Source organism: Pacificoceanicola onchidii, from assembly GCF_004804335.1.
Classification (GTDB): Bacteria; Pseudomonadota; Alphaproteobacteria; order Rhodobacterales; family Rhodobacteraceae; genus Pacificoceanicola; species Pacificoceanicola onchidii.
On record NZ_SRXY01000007.1, the window covers coordinates 222,710 to 241,661 of the forward strand.

At 63.2% G+C, this 18,952-nt stretch carries 19 protein-coding genes; 9 read left to right on the top strand and 10 right to left on the bottom strand.

Annotation, left to right across the window (positions count from 1 at the left end; translation table 11 throughout):
* The 5 genes from rodA to E4662_RS18345 form a co-directional block, all read right to left on the bottom strand.
* On the bottom strand, positions 1-1,140 hold the full coding sequence (gene rodA / locus E4662_RS18325) for a rod shape-determining protein RodA (protein WP_136443057.1): 1,140 nt from the start codon (positions 1,138-1,140) through the stop codon (positions 1-3).
* A complete protein-coding gene (gene mrdA / locus E4662_RS18330; RefSeq protein ID WP_136443058.1) occupies positions 1,137-3,053 on the bottom strand; it encodes a penicillin-binding protein 2 in 1,917 nt (638 codons plus the stop codon). The genes rodA and mrdA overlap by 4 nt, the downstream gene beginning before the upstream one ends.
* Positions 3,050-3,589: a rod shape-determining protein MreD gene (locus tag E4662_RS18335; protein WP_136443059.1), complete on the bottom strand. Its 540-nt coding sequence runs from the start codon at positions 3,587-3,589 to the stop codon at positions 3,050-3,052. The genes mrdA and E4662_RS18335 overlap by 4 nt, the downstream gene beginning before the upstream one ends.
* Complete coding sequence (gene mreC / locus E4662_RS18340) at positions 3,582-4,499, bottom strand: rod shape-determining protein MreC (RefSeq protein ID WP_136443060.1); 918 nt, start codon at positions 4,497-4,499, stop codon at positions 3,582-3,584. Before mreC ends, E4662_RS18335 begins: the two co-directional genes overlap by 8 nt.
* 74 nt (positions 4,500-4,573) lie before the next feature.
* Complete coding sequence (locus tag E4662_RS18345; RefSeq protein ID WP_136443061.1) at positions 4,574-5,620, bottom strand: rod shape-determining protein; 1,047 nt, start codon at positions 5,618-5,620, stop codon at positions 4,574-4,576.
* A 95-nt stretch (positions 5,621-5,715) separates the two neighbouring features.
* On the opposite strand from E4662_RS18345, the gene E4662_RS24435 reads away from it, so the two are divergent.
* The 5 genes from E4662_RS24435 to E4662_RS18365 all read left to right on the top strand — a co-directional run bounded on the left by E4662_RS24435 (position 5,716) and on the right by E4662_RS18365 (position 12,020).
* Positions 5,716-5,847 carry a hypothetical protein gene (locus E4662_RS24435; RefSeq protein WP_276606314.1) on the top strand — a complete coding sequence of 44 codons (132 nt, stop codon included), beginning with the start codon at positions 5,716-5,718 and terminating at the stop codon, positions 5,845-5,847.
* Positions 5,848-5,894: 47 nt separating this feature from the next.
* The gene (locus tag E4662_RS18350; RefSeq protein WP_136443062.1) at positions 5,895-6,842 is read left to right on the top strand and encodes a hypothetical protein; all 948 of its coding nucleotides are present in this window, start codon (positions 5,895-5,897) and stop codon (positions 6,840-6,842) included.
* A gap of 149 nt (positions 6,843-6,991) precedes the next feature.
* Positions 6,992-7,954 carry a hypothetical protein gene (locus tag E4662_RS18355; RefSeq protein WP_136443063.1) on the top strand — a complete coding sequence of 321 codons (963 nt, stop codon included), beginning with the start codon at positions 6,992-6,994 and terminating at the stop codon, positions 7,952-7,954.
* A 50-nt stretch (positions 7,955-8,004) separates the two neighbouring features.
* Entirely contained in the window at positions 8,005-9,117 is a 1,113-nt protein-coding gene (locus E4662_RS18360) for a hypothetical protein (RefSeq protein WP_136443064.1), read from the top strand.
* A gap of 395 nt (positions 9,118-9,512) precedes the next feature.
* Positions 9,513-12,020 carry a GcvT family protein gene (locus E4662_RS18365; RefSeq protein ID WP_136443065.1) on the top strand — a complete coding sequence of 836 codons (2,508 nt, stop codon included), beginning with the start codon at positions 9,513-9,515 and terminating at the stop codon, positions 12,018-12,020.
* A 53-nt stretch (positions 12,021-12,073) separates the two neighbouring features.
* Here E4662_RS18365 and E4662_RS18370 read toward each other — a convergent pair whose 3' ends face one another.
* Positions 12,074-12,538 (bottom strand): hypothetical protein, encoded by a 465-nt coding sequence (locus tag E4662_RS18370; protein ID WP_136443066.1) that lies wholly within the window; start codon positions 12,536-12,538, stop codon positions 12,074-12,076.
* A gap of 185 nt (positions 12,539-12,723) precedes the next feature.
* Here E4662_RS18370 and E4662_RS18375 point away from each other — a divergent pair, with 185 nt between their 5' ends.
* Complete coding sequence (locus E4662_RS18375) at positions 12,724-13,173, top strand: YtoQ family protein (protein WP_136443067.1); 450 nt, start codon at positions 12,724-12,726, stop codon at positions 13,171-13,173.
* A 446-nt stretch (positions 13,174-13,619) separates the two neighbouring features.
* On the opposite strand, the gene E4662_RS18380 is transcribed toward E4662_RS18375, so the two are convergent.
* Positions 13,620-14,315, bottom strand: coding sequence for a glutathione S-transferase family protein (locus E4662_RS18380; protein WP_136443068.1), 696 nt, complete (start codon positions 14,313-14,315; stop codon positions 13,620-13,622).
* Between the two features lie 154 nt (positions 14,316-14,469).
* Here E4662_RS18380 and mscL point away from each other — a divergent pair, with 154 nt between their 5' ends.
* The gene (gene mscL / locus E4662_RS18385) at positions 14,470-14,895 is read left to right on the top strand and encodes a large conductance mechanosensitive channel protein MscL (RefSeq protein ID WP_136443069.1); all 426 of its coding nucleotides are present in this window, start codon (positions 14,470-14,472) and stop codon (positions 14,893-14,895) included.
* Between the two features lie 48 nt (positions 14,896-14,943).
* On the opposite strand, the gene E4662_RS18390 is transcribed toward mscL, so the two are convergent.
* Both E4662_RS18390 and E4662_RS18395 read right to left on the bottom strand, forming a co-directional pair.
* Positions 14,944-15,621, bottom strand: coding sequence for a helix-turn-helix transcriptional regulator (locus tag E4662_RS18390; RefSeq protein ID WP_136443070.1), 678 nt, complete (start codon positions 15,619-15,621; stop codon positions 14,944-14,946).
* Between the two features lie 64 nt (positions 15,622-15,685).
* Positions 15,686-16,081: a RidA family protein gene (locus tag E4662_RS18395; protein ID WP_136443071.1), complete on the bottom strand. Its 396-nt coding sequence runs from the start codon at positions 16,079-16,081 to the stop codon at positions 15,686-15,688.
* 150 nt (positions 16,082-16,231) lie between these two features.
* On the opposite strand from E4662_RS18395, the gene E4662_RS18400 reads away from it, so the two are divergent.
* Entirely contained in the window at positions 16,232-17,119 is an 888-nt protein-coding gene (locus E4662_RS18400) for a cation diffusion facilitator family transporter (RefSeq protein WP_136443072.1), read from the top strand.
* Positions 17,120-17,240: 121 nt separating this feature from the next.
* Here the strand turns inward: E4662_RS18400 and ald are convergent, their stop codons facing one another.
* Entirely contained in the window at positions 17,241-18,356 is a 1,116-nt protein-coding gene (ald, locus tag E4662_RS18405; RefSeq protein WP_136443073.1) for an alanine dehydrogenase, read from the bottom strand.
* A 135-nt stretch (positions 18,357-18,491) separates the two neighbouring features.
* Here ald and E4662_RS18410 point away from each other — a divergent pair, with 135 nt between their 5' ends.
* Entirely contained in the window at positions 18,492-18,950 is a 459-nt protein-coding gene (locus E4662_RS18410; protein WP_136443169.1) for an Lrp/AsnC family transcriptional regulator, read from the top strand.
* The last annotated feature ends 2 nt before the right edge of the window (positions 18,951-18,952 follow it).

Consider the following 18,952-nt stretch of genomic DNA (forward strand, 5'->3'; position numbering starts at 1 on the left):
TTATCTTGGCCTGTGGATATGCGCGCTCTGCACCAGGCCGAATGCGATCATCAGCACCAACATGGCAGAGCCGCCGTAACTCACAAGGGGTAAAGGAACCCCTACGACAGGCGCAAGACCCATCACCATGGACATGTTCACCGCAAAGAACAGGAAGAAGGTCAGCGCGATCCCGAGCGTCAGCAGCGACGAGAAGCGGTCCCGGTTCTGGACGGCGGCGACGATGCAGAAGATGAGAACCAGCACATAAAGCGCCAGCAGGGAGAACCCGCCGACAAAACCGAACTCTTCGGCCAGCGTGTTGAAGATGAAGTCCGTGTGTTTTTCCGGCAGGAAGTTCAGACGGCTCTGCGTGCCCTGCATGAAGCCGCGCCCGGTCCAGCCGCCGGAGCCCATGGCGATCTTGGCCTGCGTGATGTGATAGCCCGCGCCCAAAGGATCGGAGGAGGGATCAAGGAAGGTGTCGATGCGGCGGAACTGGTAGTCTTTGAGCAGTTGCCATTCGGTGCCACGGCTCTGGAACACGGCCCAGATCCCGCCCACGCCAGCCGCGATCACGGTGGCGAAATAGGCCCAGTGCACACCAGCCAGAAACATCATCAAGCCGCCCCCCGTCAGCAGCAGGATGGCGGTGCCAAGATCCGGTTGCATCAGCGTCATGGCGGTGGGGACGAGGATGATGATGACCGGCAGGATCACCCAGAGCGGGCGCGATGTCTTGTTCAGAGGCAGCCAGTCGTAATAGGCGGCGAGGAACATCACGAGGGTGATCTTCATCAGCTCCGAGGGCTGGAGCCGCATAAAACCAAGGTCAATCCAGCGCTGGGCGCCCATGCCCACCGCGCCGAAAAATTCGACCATCAGCAAGAGGAACAAGGCCCCGAGATAGGCCACAAGCGCAAGGTTGCGCCACAGCCAGATCGGCACCATGGCCACCACGAACATTGCCGCGAGGCCCAGCCCGAAGCGTTTCATTTGCGGTTCGGCCCAGGGGCTGAAGCTGCCGCCTGCCACGGAATAGAGCATCAGGAAGCCGACGCTGGCCACTGCGGTCAGCAACACCACCAAAGGCCAGTTCAGATGCAGGATCTTGCGCCAGCCGGTGGGGACGGTTTTGACGGAATACTCAAGATAGGTCATGCGCGCCCTGACCGTCCGGCCGCCCGTTCTTCGCGTTCCCGCGCGAGGCGTTCCTGCTGTTCCTTGATCCTCGGGCGCATGCTCTTGGGGTAGGCCTCCAGCGGCGGATCGCCCTTGTAGAGCGCCTGCAAGGTCACATCGCGGGCAATCGGGGCCGCCGCCGTGGAGCCGCCGCCGCCGTGTTCCACCACCACGGACACGGCGATCTGCGGCGTGTCATGCGGCGCGAAGTTGACAAAAAGCGCGTGGTCCCGCTCTTCCCACGGCGCGTCATTTTTGACGATGCGGTTGAGGACCTGCGCGGTGCCGGTCTTGCCGGACATGCGCACGCCTTCGCCGATGATGCGCGATTTGTACGCGGTGCCCTGACGGTTGTTGGTGACCGCATACATGCCGCGCCGGATCTGGCGCAGATGGTCCTCGTTCAGCCCCAGCGAGGTGCCCGCGCGGGACGGCGTCTCGATGCCGTTGATGCTTTTGACCAGACGCGGCGAGATATCCCGGCCGGTGGCGATGCGTGCGGTCATCACCGCCAGTTGCAGCGGCGAGGTCAGAACGAAACCCTGCCCGATGGAGGCGTTCACGCTGTCGCCGATTACCCAATCGCTGCCGCGTTCGCGCAGTTTCCAGGATTTGTCCGGCATCAGCCCGGCGGTGACGGCGGACATCTCGAGCCGATGCGATTCCCCAAGGCCGAGGCGGCGGCCCATGGCGGCGATGTTCTCGATCCCGACTTTCAGCGCCAGATCGTAGAAATACACGTCGCAGCTTTCGCGCAGCGCCCCTTCGAGGTTCATATGACCATGGCCAACCCGCTTCCAGCAGTGGAAGCGGCGGCTGCCCACCTCCATGTGGCCGGGGCACCAGACGGTCTCGTCGGGGCCGACCAGCCCCGCCTCCATGGCGGCAAGCGCCGTGACCATCTTGAAGGTCGATCCGGGCGGGTAGGCGTCCTGCACGGTTTTGGAGGCCAGCGGGCGGTGATCGTTGTCGCGCAAGCCGCTGTAATCGGCCACGGAAATCCCGCGCACAAATTTGTTGGGATCGTAGGACGGAGCGGAGGCGATGGCCAGCAGATCGCCTTTCTCCAGATCCATGATGACCACGCTGGCGCTTTCCTCGCCGAGCCGCACTTTGACGTAGTCCTGCAGGGCGCTGTCGACGGTCAACTGCACATCCGAGCCGGAATCGCCCTCACGCCGGTCCAGCTCGCGCATGACCCGGCCCACGGCGTTGACCTCGACGCGCTTCGCGCCGGCCTTGCCGCGCAGCGACTCCTCGAACTTCGATTCAACGCCGACCTTGCCGATCTGGAAGCGCGGTATGCGCAAGAGCGGCGGCGGATCTTCGAAACGGTTGAGATCGCGGTCCGACACAGGCCCCACATAGCCGACCACATGCGCAAAGGTTTCGTGCTGCGGATAAACCCGCGAAAAGCCCTCTTCGGTGACAATACCGGGCAGGGCCGGGGCGTTGACCGCGACGCGGCTGATGTCTTCCCAGCTCACGCGATCGGCCACGGTCACCGGAAAGAATGGCGGCGTGCGCTTCATCTCGGCCTGTGCGCGGTTGAGATCGTCTTCATCCAGCTCGACCAGCATGGACAGACGTCCGATGACCTCGTCCACGTCCCCCGCATCCTCGCGCACCAGCGTGATCCGGTACGTCGGCTCGTTCTCGGCAATCACCCGGCCGTTGCGGTCAAAGATGCGCCCGCGCGACGGCGGGATAAGGCGGATGTTGATGCGGTTCTCTTCGGCCAGGAGGCGGAACTCATCCGCCTGATCCACCTGCATATGCCGCATCCGAAGGCCGAGCAGCCCGGCAAACGCCAGCTGCCCCCCGCCAAGGATCAACCCCCGGCGGGTGATGCGCAGGGCGCTTTCCGATGTCTCGCGTTGCGTCCGTTTCATAGGCTGCGTCCCATGGGATCGACCTCACCGGGCGCGCTGCGGCGCACCCGGAAAAGCACATGGCTCAGACCCACCACCAGCGGATAGGCCAGAACCGTCATGATATATTGCGTGATATACAGGAAAAGCGCACCAGCGGGCACGATCAAGATCCCGAGAGTGAGCCGATAGGCAAGAGTCAGCACAAAGAGCAACGTCGCCACGGTCAGCCATTCCGCGACAAAGGTGGTGTCGCGCATCCGCCGGTCGCGCCTCTTGAGCCATTCGGCACCGATCAGGATCGTCAAGGCCCAGAGCCCCGGAGGGCGACCAAAGAGCAGGTCCGCAAGCAGCATGACCCCGGCAATGAGCAGGGCGGGCACGTAGTCCGGGCGGCGCAGCGACCAGGCAAAGGTCAGCGCCACCAGAAGATCCGGCCCGGCGAACTGGCGGGGCAGGGTCTGGAGCGGCAACAGATGCAGGAAGATCACCAGCGCGGTGAGCGCCAGATAGGCCCCGCGCATGGCCCAGATATGGCCCGGCCCGCGCTCAACCATCGCCGCCCGCGCCCTCGTCTGTTGCAGGCAGCGGCTCGCCCGCGTCGGGCAGCTCTTCGGGCAGGATCAGGGCGCTGGGGCTGGAGACGCGGCGCGCGCCGTGATCGCGCAGCACCCGCAGGAATTCGAGCCGTTCATAATCCGCCGCCAGCCGCGCGCGCAGCCGCCCGCCGGGGTCTTTGGCCACCTGACCCACCAGCAGACCGGGCGGGAAAACCTCGCCATCGCCGGAGGTCACGATCCGGTCGCCCGCGCGCACCTGATCGGGGTCTTCGAGAAAGTCGATGGGCGGCGCGGCTGTGTTGTCGCCTGCCACCAGAGCGCGCTGGCCAGAAGGTTGAATTTCCACCGGAATCCGGCTGGTTGTGTCGGTCAGCAGGATCACCCGGCTGGTCTGTTTGCCCACGCCGCTGATCCGCCCCACAAGCCCGATTCCGTCCATGGTGGCCCAGCCATCGACAATGCCATCGCGGGAACCGACGTTGATCAGGACCGATTGCCGGAAGGGTGAGCCGGAGTCGGCCAGCACCACGCCGGTGATATAGGTCAGGCGCGGATCAAGCTGCACGTTGTTCAGGTCGCGCAGGCGGGCGTTTTCCTGTTCGAGCTGAAGCGCCGCCTCTTTCCACGCTGTCATCTGACGCAGCTCGCGCCGAAGTTCCTGATTCTGTTCGTGAATGCGCTGGTAGCTCTGGAAGTCGCGCAGGATGTTCACCGCGCCTGTCACAGGGGCCATGGCCCAGTCCATGCTCGGCACCACCGCGTCGATCACCTGGGCGCGGAAGCGTTCCACGCGGGGGCTGTCGATGCGCCAGACAAGGAAGATTCCCAGAAGACAAAGCACCAGAATCGCCAGAAGCAGACGCTTCAGCGGCGTGGTGAAATCATCGCTTTGTCGGTCCTGGGCCAAGGGCGCTCCGCTGCTGTGGTGTCAAAAGACTACAAGACGCGGCGCGCCCGGTACAGCCGGGCCGTCGCGCGGCGTCAGCTGTCGTAATCGATGGCGTGGCGGAGCTGCTTTTCGTATTCCAGCGCTTTGCCGGTGCCAAGCGCCACGCAGTTCAGGCTCTCGTCCGCGATGGAGACCGCGAGGCCGGTCTGTTCGCGCAGGGCCAGATCGAGATCGCCCAAAAGCGCGCCGCCGCCGGTGAGCATGACGCCCCGGTCGACGATGTCCGCTGCCAGATCCGGCGGGGTGGATTCGAGCGCGGTCATCACCGCTTCGCAGATGGATTGCACCGGCTCGGACAGGGCCTCGGCCACCTGGGCCTGGCTGATTTCCGTTTCTTTCGGGACGCCGTTCAGAAGGTCACGCCCGCGAATCTGCATCGAAGAGCCGCGCCCGTCGTCGGGCATGCGCGCGGTGCCGATGGACGTCTTGATCCGCTCGGCGGTGCTTTCGCCCACCAGCAGGTTCTGCTGACGGCGCAGGTAGTTGATGATGGCTTCGTCCATACGGTCGCCGCCGACGCGCACGGAGCGCGCGTAAACGATGTCACCCAGAGACAGGACCGCCACCTCTGTGGTGCCGCCGCCGATGTCGACAACCATGTTGCCGGTGGGATCGGTGATCGGCATGCCTGCGCCGATGGCCGCTGCGATGGGCTCGGAGATCAGGCCGGCCTTGCGGGCTCCGGCGGACAGAACCGATTGGCGAATCGCACGTTTTTCAACCGGGGTCGCGCCGTGGGGCACACAGACGATGACCTTGGGCTTGGAGAAGGTGGAGCGTTTGTGAACCTTGCGGATGAAGGCCTTGATCATCGCCTCGGCGGTGTCAAAATCCGCGATCACCCCTTCGCGCATCGGGCGGATGGCCTCGATGCTGCCCGGCGTGCGGCCCAGCATCAGTTTCGCGTCCTCGCCAACGGCCAGAACCTTCTTCACGCCGTCCTTGACGTGATAGGCGACCACCGAAGGCTCGCTCAGAATGACGCCGCGTCCCTTCACGTAGACAAGCGTGTTCGCCGTCCCGAGGTCAATCGCCATATCCGACGAAAACGCGCCAAGGAGTTTGTCCAGTCCAAACATTCGAGCTCTGCCCCATAATCCGATGGGCCCGCGACTCCCCAAGTCCGGACCGGGTGCTCTTATAGGGCCGCGCCTCCAAAGGGGGAAGGGGATGAATGACCCAAATCAGCGTGAAACCGCCGCAGGCGGGCCGCCTGATCCGCGCGCAGAGGAAAAACAACCTCAAATTGTCGAAACACGGTCCTGATATTGCCGAAATTCGCGGCTTCCTTGGGCGGAGTTTCTGAATGTGTCGCAAAATGGAGTGCGCGTCTTGTTTCGTAAGGGTTTGGGGATGGCGGCAAACTACATTGCCGGAATGATTGGCACCTTTGGGCTGGCCATCGCGGCGATCCTTTGGCTGGATTTCCATGAGCAGGCGATCGAGGCGCGGGTTTCGTCCGAGGATTACTCGATCGGGCAGTGGATGGGCACCTTTGTCTCGCGTGGGCAGTCCGTGGTGCGGCGCGGTGCCATGATGGTCAACCTCGGCGGGTCTCTGAACAGCTATTTCCCGGATACCACATCGGGTTGGCATCGCCGCGCGTGGAGTCCGTCTTATGAGCAGGCGCTGCACAAGGTGCGTAGCATGTCCGGCGATCTCACGGATGATCAGATCGGAATCCGGGACGACCCGCTGGGCTGGGCCGAGGAGAACGCCGAGCGCGCGTTGAAGGGAGCTTATGACAAAAGTCCGAAGTCGCGCGCGGCGGTCTATGTGAAAGGCGACAAAGTCCTCGTCCTGACTGCGCGCTACGCCAAGGCCAACCCCTTGTCGCAAACCGAACGCTGGCAGGCGAAGGCCATGCAGTACGAGTTTCGAGACGGCAAGTTGGCGCGGAGCTTTGGGGGCTATGCGTTTCACTACCTCAAATCTTTCGGCTGGCAGCACGAGTTGTCCGGCAAGGGCTATCGTCTGCGCGCGTCGATGGGGGGCGAACTGGAGCTGATCGTCGTCACCAACGCGCCGCTGTCGCAGGCCAGCCAGGTGCTGGCATCCATTGACTACGCGGGGCTTGGTTCCGTTGTTGGCATCTCCGAGGAAGACGCGCAGGCCCGGCAGGGCGAGCTGAACGCACAGCTTGAACGCCAGACCCGCGAGGCGCAGCAAAAGCAGGCGCGTATTCAGGCCGATATCGAAAGACGGCTGGCGTCCAAGGCACGGCGCGCGCGGGGAAGTGGTGTTCAGGAGGTCTGCATCACGCAAGGCGGTCAGAACTACTGCGCTTGGGTGGACAATTGATCCACAGCCGCAGGGCAGCCGTGATTGCGGTGACTCTCTGAAATTTCAGAAAAATTGCGTCAAATCGCCGGGGCAATGCCCCGGTCTTGCCGTTTTTCGGCGTTTCTAATGTGGAAACAGACGGCGGATTCGACAAGGAGTGAGTTGCGGTGTTTCGTGCAGGTTTTGGAACGGTGGCGAATTTCATCATCGGCAGCCTTGGTGCGATCTTTCTGACGATCATCGGGCTGGGCGTGATGGATTATCACCGGCAGGCCGTGGTTGCGGGGGTTGCGCCTTCGGAGTTCGGCCTTGCGGGCTGGACCCAGAGCTTTGTCGAACGCGGCAAGGACGCCGCGCGCCGGGCACAGATCGAAACCCGCCGGGACGGGCCGATGAACAGCTACTTTCCGGGCGATACCGGAGGCTGGCAGCGCTTTGAGTGGAACGAAGGGTTCGACATTCTGCTGGCCGGACCGGACCGGGAAATGCCGGATTGGGAAAAGGATTTCAGGGCGGAGCTGGAAAGCAATACACACTTCAAGGCGCTCAAGGCCGTGGATCATGCCGCGGGCAGTCTGCGCAATCGCGGTAAGGGGCGGAACATTGCGGTCTACCTCAAGGGCGAAAAGGCCATCATTCTGCGTGCCCGGATGAAGGCGGGAAAGTCCGGCTTCATGGCCGCGCTGGAGGCCAATATCGCGGGCTCGGCCCTGACTGACAAAAAACGGCTGGTCAAAGCCTACAGCGGCGTGGCCTTCGAGCAGATCTCCCGCTCGCGCAACAAGAGCGGCGGCTACACCACGCGCCTCAAGGCGCTGATCGGGGATGAACTGGAGATTTCCGTAAAGACCAACACATCGCTGTCCGACATCGACAGCGTGCTGCGCCATATCCGGTACAAGGATCTCAAGGCGCTTGTCGGTGCCGAAGCGGACAACTCCGGAACCCGGCAGCGAGATCTGACGGCGGAACTGCGACGGCAGGAGATGGAGCGCAAGCGCAAGGCGGCGGAAACCAGACGCCGGATCGACGAGCGTCTGGAACGCGAAAAACGCTTTGCGCGCGGCAGGGATATCGCCGAGGTCTGCATCACCGAAGGCGGCAAATCCTATTGCGCCTGGGTTGATTGACCGGACCGCCGACCCATCGAAGAAAAGTATTTGAGAATATCGGACAGAAAATGAGCAGTCACCCCGATCCCCAGTTTCGCAAACCCGCCGTGCCCGCCTTTGTCTGGGCCGGGCTTGTGGTGGCCGTCTTCCTGATGGCCCTGCCGATCGTCGATTTCATGATGTTTTCGGTTGCGGGCAAGAAGTTCGGCCGGCCGACGTCTTTCATGGCCTACGTGGAATACCGGCTTGATATCGACATTCCCGGTGTCGGCGCAGAGCAGGTGGCGCAGACGGCGGAGCCGGAGTTCTCCGACAAGCCACTTGGCGCGATGACTATCGAGGAAAAGCGCGCCTTTGCCAAACATCTGGATGATGTTCTGCCCGCTTCGCATGATGGCTGGACGCGGCGGTCCTATGAGAAGGCGGACTACTACCGCCTGAACCCCGATCTCGCGCGTTGCATGGACCACAAGATCCCCGCCTGTCCAAGCGGGACGTCCGGCAGCTACGTCACGGTCTATGAAAAAGGCGACAAGCTGATCGCCGTGCGCCTGCAATTCCAGCGCGACCGCGATTTCCGCAAGCCCGGCGTGTACATCCCGCCCGGCAAGATCAAGTCGCGCGGCAAACGCCGGGGCATGATCAGCCACATGTTCGGCGGGGTCGGGAATGGCTCGTATTGGGACTACAAATACTACAAACCCTTCATGCGGCGCGGGCAGTTCAACTTCGTGCAGCGTGAGCGGCAGAACGCGGACTATACCGGCGTGCTGATCAACTATCCCTACCGGATTTTCATGCGCCAGCGGCATGACGGTGTGTTTGACGCCTTCATCGTGTCCAACGCCGAAGGCTATGAGGTCAAACGCTTTATCCAGAAATGGGACTGGGAGCAGATCTCTGCCATGATCGCCCCGGTCGCCTCTGGCCTGCGCAGCGGCTCCCAGATCGAGGCGGAGACAGGGGGCAGCGCCCATACCAGCGTTTGGCGCAAACCGGCCCCGGCCAGCAGCGCGACACATCAGGATTCGGGCAATGACAACTGCCCGAAACTCAGCTCGGACGAATACCGTGAACAGGCTGAACAGTTGCAGCGTCTTCTGCGCGAGCAGCGCCAGATGGGCGAACACGGCGGGCGCGTGGTGCGGCGCAATTGCCAATACGTGGTGGTGCGGAACTGATTGCCCACAGGTCCAGGGCCTGTGAGCAATCACCAGACCGCGCCAGTTTCAGTCAAAAATTGCTCAGTTCCAGGCATTTGAGCGCAGGAGTAGCCAGCTACTGCAAGCTCAAATAACGCGGAAATGAGCAATTTTTGCGAAATCCCTGAAGGGACGCGGCAGATTTTGCCTCCACCCTCCCGTCTCTTCGCTTCCGGGGATTTGCCCTGCTGCACTCAGAGACGGGCGCTGGCGGCAAAATCTGTCTCGCGCTGGCGCGAACTGGTGATTGCCCACAGGCCCTAAACCGACGTCCAAGTCGGTTTTGAACCGGCAAAGGTCGGCTGGGCCGCGCAGGAATCGGCTCATCCTGTAAACGTCTTTGTCAAAGAAGCGTTTGTCGGAGTCCCGCACTGATGAAAACCCATGTGAAAGCTCTCGTTGTTGGCGGCGGTGCCGTCGGCACCTCCATCGCCTATCATCTTGCCAAGGCCGGTTGGGACGATGTCATGCTTATCGAACGCGATGAGCTGACCTCGGGCAGCACATGGCACGCCGCCGGCCTTCTGCCGCTGTTCAACATGTCCTATGCGACAACCCACATTCACAAGTATTCGGTCGATTTCTACAAGACGCTTGAGGAAGAGACCGGGCTGAATGCCGGCTTTGCCGTGGTGGGCAACCTGCGCATGGCGCAGACGCAGGATCGCATGGACGAATACATGCTCTATGCTTCCACCGCCGAGACCTGCGGCGTGGCCTATGAGTGGCTGACCCCGGAGCAGATCAAGGAGCGCTGGCCGCTGATCGAGACCGGCGATCTCAAGGGCGCGATCTATCACACCGAAGACGGCTACATTAACCCCGCTGACGTGACCCAAGCCATGGCCAAGGGCGCCCGCCAGCGCGGCGTCGAGATCGTGCGCAAGATGCAGGCCGATGCCTTCCACTGGACCGGCACCCATTGGGAAGTCACCTGCACCAAGATGGTGGAAAAGGGCGGCAACCTGATTGAATCGGATGAGCAGGTTGTGATCACCGCCGAGCATGTTGTCACCGCCAGCGGCAACCACGCGCAGCGCACCGCCAAGATGCTGGGTATCAAGATGCCCGCCATTCCGGTGGAGCACACGTTTATCGTGATGGACAAAGACCCGGAGCTGGTCAAATGGCGCGAGGCGGGCAACCCGGAGCACCCGGTTGTGCGCGATGCGGACAATGAGAGCTATGCCCGCGAAGAGCGCGGCGGCTGGATCCTCGGTATCTACGAGCACGGAGCACCTGCGCGGTTCGAGCATGGCGTGCCGGACAGCTTCCGCGCCGACCTCTTCCCGCTCGATCTGGACCGGATTGCCGATCAGTACATGGCCATGGCCGAGCGCGTGCCCTCCTGTGCCGAGAGCGGTCTCAAGGACGATTTCAACGGCCCGATCTGCTACACGCCCGACGGCAACCCGCTGGTCGGCCCGGCGCCGGGGCTGCGCAACATGTGGCTGGCTGAGGGCTTCTCCTTCGGGATCACCGCCGCAGGCGGCACCGGCTATTACCTCGCGCAGATGATGGTCGATGGTGAGGCCGAGATCGACATGGCCTCGCTCGACCCCAAGCGCTATTCGTCGAACTGGATGACCACCGAGTTCGCGGCACGCAAGAACGAAGAGTGTTATGAGCACGTTTACATCCTGCACCACCCGGACGAAGAGCGCCCCGCCGCACGGCCGCTGCGCTGCTCCCCCGCCTATGACCGCCAGGCCGCGCGCGGCGCGCAATTCGGCTGGGTCAACGGCTGGGAACGCCCGAACTACTACGGCCCCGTCGGCGCGCCGGAGGACTTCGATGCGCAGGCCCGCTCGTTCCGCCGCGGCGGTTGGTGGCAGCATGCCGTGGAAGAGGCCAAGGCGATCCGTGAGGGTGTTGGCCTGATCGACGCCACCGCCTTCACCAAGCATATCGTAAAGGGCGCGGGCGCAACCGCGTTCCTTGATTGGTTCACCTGCAACAAGCTGCCGAAAGTGGGCCGCATCAACCTGACCTATGCGCTGACCGCGCTGGGCACCACGCGCACGGAATACACCATCGTGCGCCTGAGCGAGGACGAATATTACCTCGTCTCCGCCGGGGCCTGGTCCGAATATGACGCCGACTATCTCAGGAAGGCGATCGAGGACAAGGAAGCCGAGTTTGGCCGCATCGAGATGCAGGACGTGACCACGCAATGGGGCGTTTTTGCCATCGCCGGGCCGAAATCGCGCGATGTGCTCAAAGAGGTCATCAAGGACGCCGATCCCGAAACCGCCCTGTCGAACAAGCGCTTCCCCTGGCTCTCCGCCCGCCAGATCGAACTGGGCATGTGCCCGGTCAACGCGATCCGCGTGGCCTACACCGGCGAGCTTGGCTGGGAGCTGCATCACCCGATCGAGATGCAGAACTACCTCTTCGACCTGCTTGAGAAAGCCGGTGAGAAGCATGGTATGAAGCTGGTCGGCGCACGGGCGCAGAACTGGCTGCGTCAGGAGAAATCCTACCGCGCCTTTGGCAACGAACTGGGCCGCGACGCAACCCCGGCGGAGGCCGACCTGCCGCGTTTCATCGACCTGGGCAAGGACTTCTACGGCAAGGACAAGCTGGTCGAGACCGGCGTGCGGGTGAAGTGCTGCACGCTGCTGATCGACGGGCCGGAGGACGCCGATCCCTGGGGCCGCGAGGCGCTCTATACGCCGGAAGGCGAGCGCGCGGGGCGTCTGACATCGGGCGGCTACTCCGTGGCCTTCGAGAAGTCCATCGGCATGGGCTATGTGAAGCCGGAGCAGGCGGTGGAAGGGACCAGGCTGAAGGTCAAAATCCTCGACCAGCTGTGGGACGCGGTTGTCACCTGCGACAGCCCCTATGATCCCAAGAACGAGACCATCCGCAAGGATGGGTGAGCTATCGGATTAAAGATCGAAAGGCCGGGCGCGCAAGTGCCCGGCCTTTTGCATTACATCGGGAGCCGCGCCACGCTCAGCGCCCGCCCCAGAAGACTGCCGGACAAAAGCCCGACTGGCACGCCCCAGCCGAAGCCAAAGGCCAGCCCAGCCGTCACCTCCGGCGCGATGCTTTGCCCGGCCCCTGCAATGAAGTTCGCGCAAAAGAGCACCAGCAGCGTGACAAGCGTCAGCCGCTCCCCGCGCAAATGCACCCGCGCGCCTTCCCGCCGGACGGTCCAGCGTGGTTGCAGGTGCAGACCCACCCAAACCCCGGCGCAGGCGGCCAGAAGCAAAAGCCCAAGCGCAACCGGGCCAAGAGACAAGGCACGATTGACGGACAAGAGCCCAAGCAGCGGCATCAGGTATAGCACCCAGACCGGCGTGAGGCGGTCCTTGCAAGCGCGCAGACCAAGCAGGATCAGGACAATGAAAAGGGGGTAAACCCAAAGCGGGATGTTCACAAATATCTGGGCCATGGTGGTCTCCTTGAAGGCGTGACACCATCAAACCGGCATGGGGCGAGGGCTCCAGCGCGGATGCGCGAACAGCGGCGCCATCGCGCCTGTGACAGCTCCCGTAACTGGCGCATCGCGAATGGCGGGTTGTGTTTGAGCTTTTCGGACCTAGGTTCGGGACAACGCAATCCAAAAGGAGACCCGACATGGGCCTGAATGTTTACCTGTCCGGCGAGATTCACACCGACTGGCGCGAGCAGATCATCGAGGCCTGCCAAGGGCTCGACGTGAGTTTCTCTGCCCCCGTCACGGACCACGCCGCCAGCGATGATTGCGGCGTGGCGATCCTTGGCGAGGAGCCGAACAAGTATTGGCACGACCACAAAGGCGCGATGGTCAACGCCATCCGCACCCGCAAAGGAATCGAGGATGCGGATGTGGTCGTGGTGCGCTTTGGCGAGAAATACAAACAGTGGAACGCGGCGTTTGATGCGGGGTTTGCGGCGGCGCTGGGCAAGTCGCTGATCATCCTGCAACAACCCGAGCATGACCACGCCCTGAAAGAGGTGGACGCCGCCGCGCTCGCCATGTGCCGCACGCCGGGGCAGGTGGCGGAGATCCTGCGCTATGTGCTGACCGGCGGTTTGCCAGCGTAACCTGATTTGATTCTTTCGCATCAGTGGAACAGCCGGTAGGGCGGGGCTAAAAAGCGCTTCGGGCTTTTGTTGTGACACGAATGCTCTGCCGCGCCTGAGGCGCTCTCAAGCCATTCGTGTCGCATTTTTTGGTAAGCCCGAAACGCGGCAAGCCCCGCGCCCGCCGCAGCAGGAGCGCTGGACGGGTTTGAGCAATTCCATGATGTGAAGCCTGAAAAGAGGCGGCCGCCAAGATACGGATAACGTGGCCGGGGCGTTTATCTCCCGGCGTATTCGCCTGATCAGATCGAACATCCCCCTGTGGGGCTGCCCGCGCAGCGTGGTGAAGGCCGCGCGGATCAATCCGAGTTTTCAGTTTGGATCCGGGGGTGATCCTGCGCGCAGGCAGTGAACAAGTGCTTACACCACCGCGCGGAGGTCCCGGGTCAGGCCCGGGACGCGCGCCCTCAACGGGGCGGTGTGTTCAGCCCGATCTGCACCGCGGGGCGCGCAAGGAAACGCTCCACATAGGCCACGCAGTTCGGGAAATCGCTCCAGCCGACGATCTCCTGCGCGCCATAGAATTCCAGCCCCCGCAGCCATGGTGCCAGCGCGATATCGGCGATGGAATACTCCCCCGCGATCCAGTCCCGCCCTTCCAGCGCGCCGTCGAGCACCGCCAGAAGGCGCTTTGCTTCGTTGATGTAGCGCTCGCGCGGGAGCGGGTCTTCCACCGCGCTGCCGGCGAATTTGGTGAAGAACCCGAGCTGGCCGAACATCGGGCCAACCCCGCCCATCTGGAACATCAGCCACTGGATTACCTCGGCGCGCTTTGCCGCGTCGGAGCCGATCAGCCGGCCCGCCTTGTCCGCCAGATAAATCAGGATCGCACCGCTTTCGAACAGGCCCAGAGGCGCGCCGGTTGGCCCGTTCGGGTCAATGATCGCGGGGATCTTGTTGTTGGGGTTTAGGCTCAGGAACTCCGGACTTTTGACATCCGCATCCGACAGCGTCACCCGGTGCGCCTCGTATGGCAGGCCAAGCTCTTCGAGCAAGATGGCCACCTTCACCCCGTTCGGCGTGGGGAAGCTATAGAGCTGAATGCGGTCCGGGTGCTGCGCGGGCCAACGTTTGGTGATCGGGAAGTCTGACAGATCCGACATGGGCGTTTCCTTGGAATTTGCAAAAAGGGGGGAGGGCGGAAGGTGGTTTCCCACTGCCGCGATGCTGCTTTTGTGGGGATATGGGGCGGTAAATGGTTAAGATCAACAGGCGGCGTTTGTCCGCGATGCGAACAGGACAGTGAGGGGCACATCCATGCTTCAGGAATTCAAGGACTTCATCGCCAAGGGCAATGTCATGGACATGGCCGTTGGTATCATCATCGGCGCGGCCTTTACCGCGATTGTCACGTCGCTGGTGGGCGACATCATCAACCCGCTCATCGCGCTGTTCACCGGCGGGATGGATTTCTCGGGCTGGTTCTATGCGCTGGACGGCGGCGAGTATGCCTCGATCACCGCAGCCGAAGAAGCAGGCGCGCCGATCTTTGCCATTGGCCGGTTTGTCATGGCGATCACCAACTTCCTGATCATCGCCTTCGTGGTGTTCATGCTGGTGAAAACGGTTAACCGCGTCAAGGAAGCCGCGGAAGAGGAAGAAGCAGCAGCTGAAGAAGAGGCACCGGCGGGCCCGAGCGAGCTGGACGTTCTTCTCGAAATTCGCGACTCGCTCAAGAAGTGACGCGAATAGGTTCGGTAACGAGTTGGCCCGCCTTTTGGCGGGCCTTTTTCATCTGTGGCACTCTTCGAGCGCCATATAGGCAGCCAGCCCCTGTTCCGGGTGATTATCGAAATGCGCATCGGTCTCCCAAAGCGAGACGATGCGGTCATTGCGGAAGGTTCGGAAGTCCTGCCGCAGGCGGCACCAGCCCGCGACCATCCAGCCCACGGGCAGATCCCACACCACCAGCGGGTTGATCTGGCGTTCCTGCGCGGGGGCATCGTTGGTGCGGTAAGACAGGCCAAGCACGCGCCGCTCCCGGATGGCTTTGCGCACGGTAGAGAGCGCCTCAAGGCTGCTGTCCTGCCGGTGCAGCGAGTAGTAGGGCGCATCCAGAAGCCGCCGCTCTTCGGGGGCGGGCAGACCGGCCTGAATCTTGGCGCGGGCTTCACGGGCGGCGGCGGCGAGGGACGGATCGCCGGTACGCTCGACAAAAGCCAGCCCGACGGCGAGTGCGTCAAGCTGGTCATGGGTGAAGGTCGGGTTCGGCAGATCGAAGCCGGGGCGCAGCACATAGCCAACCCCGGCCTCCCCGTCGATTGGCAGGCCGGACGCCTGAAGGTGAGCAATGTCGCGGTAGACCGTGCTGAGACTGATCTCGAACCGCTCTGCCAGATCGGAGGCGCGGGTGACGCCGGAGGCGCGCAATTCGTTGACCATTCGGAAAAGGCGTTCGGCGCGGCGCATGGCGGTCTCCTTGGTTTGACGGGAGCATGACCCTGGGGCGGGTCATGCCACACGAGGTACGAAGTCAGGCCAGAGCCTCTGCCTCAATCTCGAACATCAGAGGCGCGATGGCCAGCCGTGTCACGCCGAGCAGGGACATGGGCGGGCGGACACCTTCCGGGCCGAAGGTCCTGCCGAGCAGGTCGAAGTTCTTCAGGGCGGCGTCCACATCGGTGGCGTATATGCGCAATGAGACCACGTTGGCCGGGCTCATGCCAGCCTCAGTCAGAACGGATTTGAGGTTCTCCAAAGCCAGCGCGATTTGCGCGCGCATGTCGCCGGGGTGCTTCGGCGCGCCGGTTTCATCGACGGCGGTCTGTCCCGCGACGATGAGCCGCCGGGAGGCTCCTGTCACCACTTCACCCTGATTGTAGCCAAGCGGAAGAGACCAGGGCCAGGGGTTGATTGCGTTTCGTTCCATGGGGTTACAGCCTTTCGTGCCTGTTGTGATAGCTCCTTTGACCACAGCCCTCCTGTCACCGTGGTGAGAGGAGTGTTTTGCAGCGATTGAGGACTGGTTGCCGCCCTGCGCGGGGGAGGCTATGACGCAGGCGGATTGCGGAGCCCCGGTATGACCAACGCCAAGACACTCGCTTTCGGCAGCGTGGCCGTTGCCCTGATCGTTCTGGCGATCAAGGCGCTGGCGTGGTGGGTGAGCGGCTCTGTGGCGCTGATGTCCGACGCGCTGGAAAGCGTGGTGAACGTGGCCACCGCCGCCGCCGCGCTCTGGGCGGTGCATGTGGCCTCGCAACCGGCGGACGACGATCACCCGTTCGGGCATCACAAGGCGGAATACTTCAGCGCGGTTCTGGAAGGGGTGCTGATTGTCATCGCGGCGATTTTCATTCTGCGCGCGGCCTGGGACGGCTTTACCAGTCCGCCGCCGCAGATCGAGGCCTGGCCTGGGCTCGCGATCAACATTCTGGCCTCGGTGATCAACGGCGCGTGGTGTTTTGTGCTGCTGCGACGGGGGCGCGCGCTGCGCTCGCCCGCGCTGGAGGCGGACGGGCGGCATCTGTTGACCGATGTTGTCTCTTCTGTCGGGGTGACGATCGGGGTGCTTCTGGCGGTGATGACCGGCTGGCTCTGGCTCGACGCCGCGCTGGCGGCGCTGGTCGCGGTCAACATCCTGTGGTCCGGCTGGCGGGTGATCCGCTCCTCGGTGGGCGGGCTGATGGACGAAAGCGTGCCGGTGGCAGACCTTGACGAGATGCGGGCGCTGATTGCGCAGAACGCGGACGGGGCGGTCGAGGCGCATGACCTCAAGGCGCGCCACGCGGGCCGCGCGACCTTCATCGAATTTCACCTCGTTGTGCCGGGCGAGATGACGGTGGACGAGGCGCATGACATCTGCGACCGGATCGAGGCGGCCCTGCAGGGCGCGATCAGCCAATGCACCGTGACGATCCATGTGGAGCCGGAGCACAAGGCGAAGCATTCGGGGATCGTGGTGCTCTGAGGGAGGAAAATTCTTCGGGGAGAATTTTGTGGGGGCCAGCCCCCGTCCTGCGGACTCCCCCGAGGTATTTGGAGCCCAAAGAAACAGGCGGGCCCGGGGGGATGGGCCCGCCTTTTGGGTTTTAGGCCGCGAGGGCCAGCGCTTCGGTGGTCTCGATCCCGAGCGCTTCGCCGACGGCTTTGTAGGTCAGCTTGCCTGCGTGGATGTTGAGGCCGTTGAGCAGGTGCGCATCGTCCATGCAGGCCTGCTTCCAGCCTTTGTCGGCGAGGGCCAGCATGTAGGGCATGGTGGCATTGCCGAGCGCGATGGTCGAAGTGCGGGCCACGGCGCCGGGCATATTGGCCACGCAGTAGTGCATGATGCCGTCGACGTCGTAGATCGGGTCCGCGTGGGTGGTCGCCCGCGAGGTTTCAAAGCAGCCGCCCTGATCGATGGCCACGTCCACAAGCGCCGCGCCGGGCTTCATCATGGGGAAGTGATCGCGGCGGACCAGCTTGGGGGCTGAGGCGCCGGGGATGAGGACCGCGCCGACAACCATGTCTGCCTGGGTCAGGTGCTCTTCGAGCAGGCCGGAGCTGGAGTAGCCGGTGCGGAAGACGGAGCCGAAGGTGTCGTCAAGGTAGCGCAGGCGGTCAAGCGAGCGGTCCAGAACGGTCACATCCGCGCCCATGCCTGCGGCGATACGGGCCGCGTGGGTGCCGACGACGCCGCCGCCGATGACCAGAACGCGGGCCGGGCCAACACCGGGCACGCCGCCCATCAGAACGCCGCGGCCGCCGTTGGCCTTTTGCAGGGTCCAGGCGCCCATTTGAGGCGCGAGACGGCCGGCCACTTCGGACATCGGCGCGAGCAGCGGCAGGCCGCCACGGGCGTCGGTCACGGTTTCATAGGCGATGGCGGTGCAGCCGGAGGCGAGGAGGTCGCGGGTCTGCTCCGGGTCGGGGGCGAGGTGGAGGTAGGTGAAGAGCAGCTGGCCTTCGCGCAGCATCTTGCGCTCACCGGCCTGCGGCTCCTTGACCTTCACGATCATGTCTGCGCTGGCGAAAATCTCTTCGGCGGTGTCCAGAATGGTTGCGCCTGCGGCCACATAATCCGCGTCCGCAAAACCGGCGCCAATCCCTGCGCCTTTCTGAACCACCACGCTGTGGCCGTGGGCGATGGCTTCCTGCGCCGCATTGGGCGTCAGGCCGACGCGGAATTCCTGCGGTTTGATTTCTGTGGGGCATCCGATTTTCATGGCGAGTCTCCTGTTCTCTTTGACAGAATGTCGCAGAAGGTGCGTGCAATTTGCTTCTGCATTTGAAGCGCCGTGTGTTAACTTTTCGAAGAATCCTTCGATGAAATGCGCTAACAGCGGGAGAACCTTGTGCCTGTGCAGATAGACGAGACAGATCGGCGTATTCTGCGGGTTCTGCAGAAGGAAGGCCGGATTTCCAATGCGGACCTGTCGGAGAAGGTAAACCTGTCGGCCTCGGCCTGTCACCGGCGGGTTCAGAGGCTGGAGAGCGATGGCGTTTTGCGCGGGTATGTGGCGCTGCTGGACGCGCGCAAGATGGGGTTTCCGTCGACGGTTTTTGTGGAGATCAAGTTGCAGGCGCAGGCGGACGACGTGCTGGACGCCTTTGAAAAGGCAGTCTCACGGGTGCCGGATGTGCTTGAATGTCACCTGATGGCGGGCACGGCGGATTACATCCTGAAAGTGGTGGCCGAAGACACCGAGGATTTTGCCCGTATTCACCGGCAATATCTGACGCGGCTGCCGGGGGTGGCGCAGATGCAGTCTTCCTTTGCCCTGCGTACGGTGTTCAAGACGACGGCTTTGCCGGTCTGAGT

What these genes read in the sequence shown, in the direction of transcription:
- rodA (WP_136443057.1), bottom strand. Translation starts at nt 1,140, where the DNA reads ATGACCTATCTTGAGTATTCCGTCAAAACCGTCCCCACCGGCTGGCGC.
- mrdA (WP_136443058.1), bottom strand. Translation starts at nt 3,053, where the DNA reads ATGAAACGGACGCAACGCGAGACATCGGAAAGCGCCCTGCGCATCACC.
- E4662_RS18335 (WP_136443059.1), bottom strand. Translation starts at nt 3,589, where the DNA reads ATGGTTGAGCGCGGGCCGGGCCATATCTGGGCCATGCGCGGGGCCTAT.
- E4662_RS18345 (WP_136443061.1), bottom strand. Translation starts at nt 5,620, where the DNA reads ATGTTTGGACTGGACAAACTCCTTGGCGCGTTTTCGTCGGATATGGCG.
- E4662_RS24435 (WP_276606314.1), top strand. Translation starts at nt 5,716, where the DNA reads ATGACCCAAATCAGCGTGAAACCGCCGCAGGCGGGCCGCCTGATCCGC.
- E4662_RS18350 (WP_136443062.1), top strand. Translation starts at nt 5,895, where the DNA reads ATGGCGGCAAACTACATTGCCGGAATGATTGGCACCTTTGGGCTGGCC.
- E4662_RS18360 (WP_136443064.1), top strand. Translation starts at nt 8,005, where the DNA reads ATGAGCAGTCACCCCGATCCCCAGTTTCGCAAACCCGCCGTGCCCGCC.
- E4662_RS18365 (WP_136443065.1), top strand. Translation starts at nt 9,513, where the DNA reads ATGAAAACCCATGTGAAAGCTCTCGTTGTTGGCGGCGGTGCCGTCGGC.
- E4662_RS18370 (WP_136443066.1), bottom strand. Translation starts at nt 12,538, where the DNA reads ATGGCCCAGATATTTGTGAACATCCCGCTTTGGGTTTACCCCCTTTTC.
- E4662_RS18375 (WP_136443067.1), top strand. Translation starts at nt 12,724, where the DNA reads ATGGGCCTGAATGTTTACCTGTCCGGCGAGATTCACACCGACTGGCGC.
- E4662_RS18380 (WP_136443068.1), bottom strand. Translation starts at nt 14,315, where the DNA reads ATGTCGGATCTGTCAGACTTCCCGATCACCAAACGTTGGCCCGCGCAG.
- mscL (WP_136443069.1), top strand. Translation starts at nt 14,470, where the DNA reads ATGCTTCAGGAATTCAAGGACTTCATCGCCAAGGGCAATGTCATGGAC.
- E4662_RS18390 (WP_136443070.1), bottom strand. Translation starts at nt 15,621, where the DNA reads ATGCGCCGCGCCGAACGCCTTTTCCGAATGGTCAACGAATTGCGCGCC.
- E4662_RS18395 (WP_136443071.1), bottom strand. Translation starts at nt 16,081, where the DNA reads ATGGAACGAAACGCAATCAACCCCTGGCCCTGGTCTCTTCCGCTTGGC.
- E4662_RS18400 (WP_136443072.1), top strand. Translation starts at nt 16,232, where the DNA reads ATGACCAACGCCAAGACACTCGCTTTCGGCAGCGTGGCCGTTGCCCTG.
- ald (WP_136443073.1), bottom strand. Translation starts at nt 18,356, where the DNA reads ATGAAAATCGGATGCCCCACAGAAATCAAACCGCAGGAATTCCGCGTC.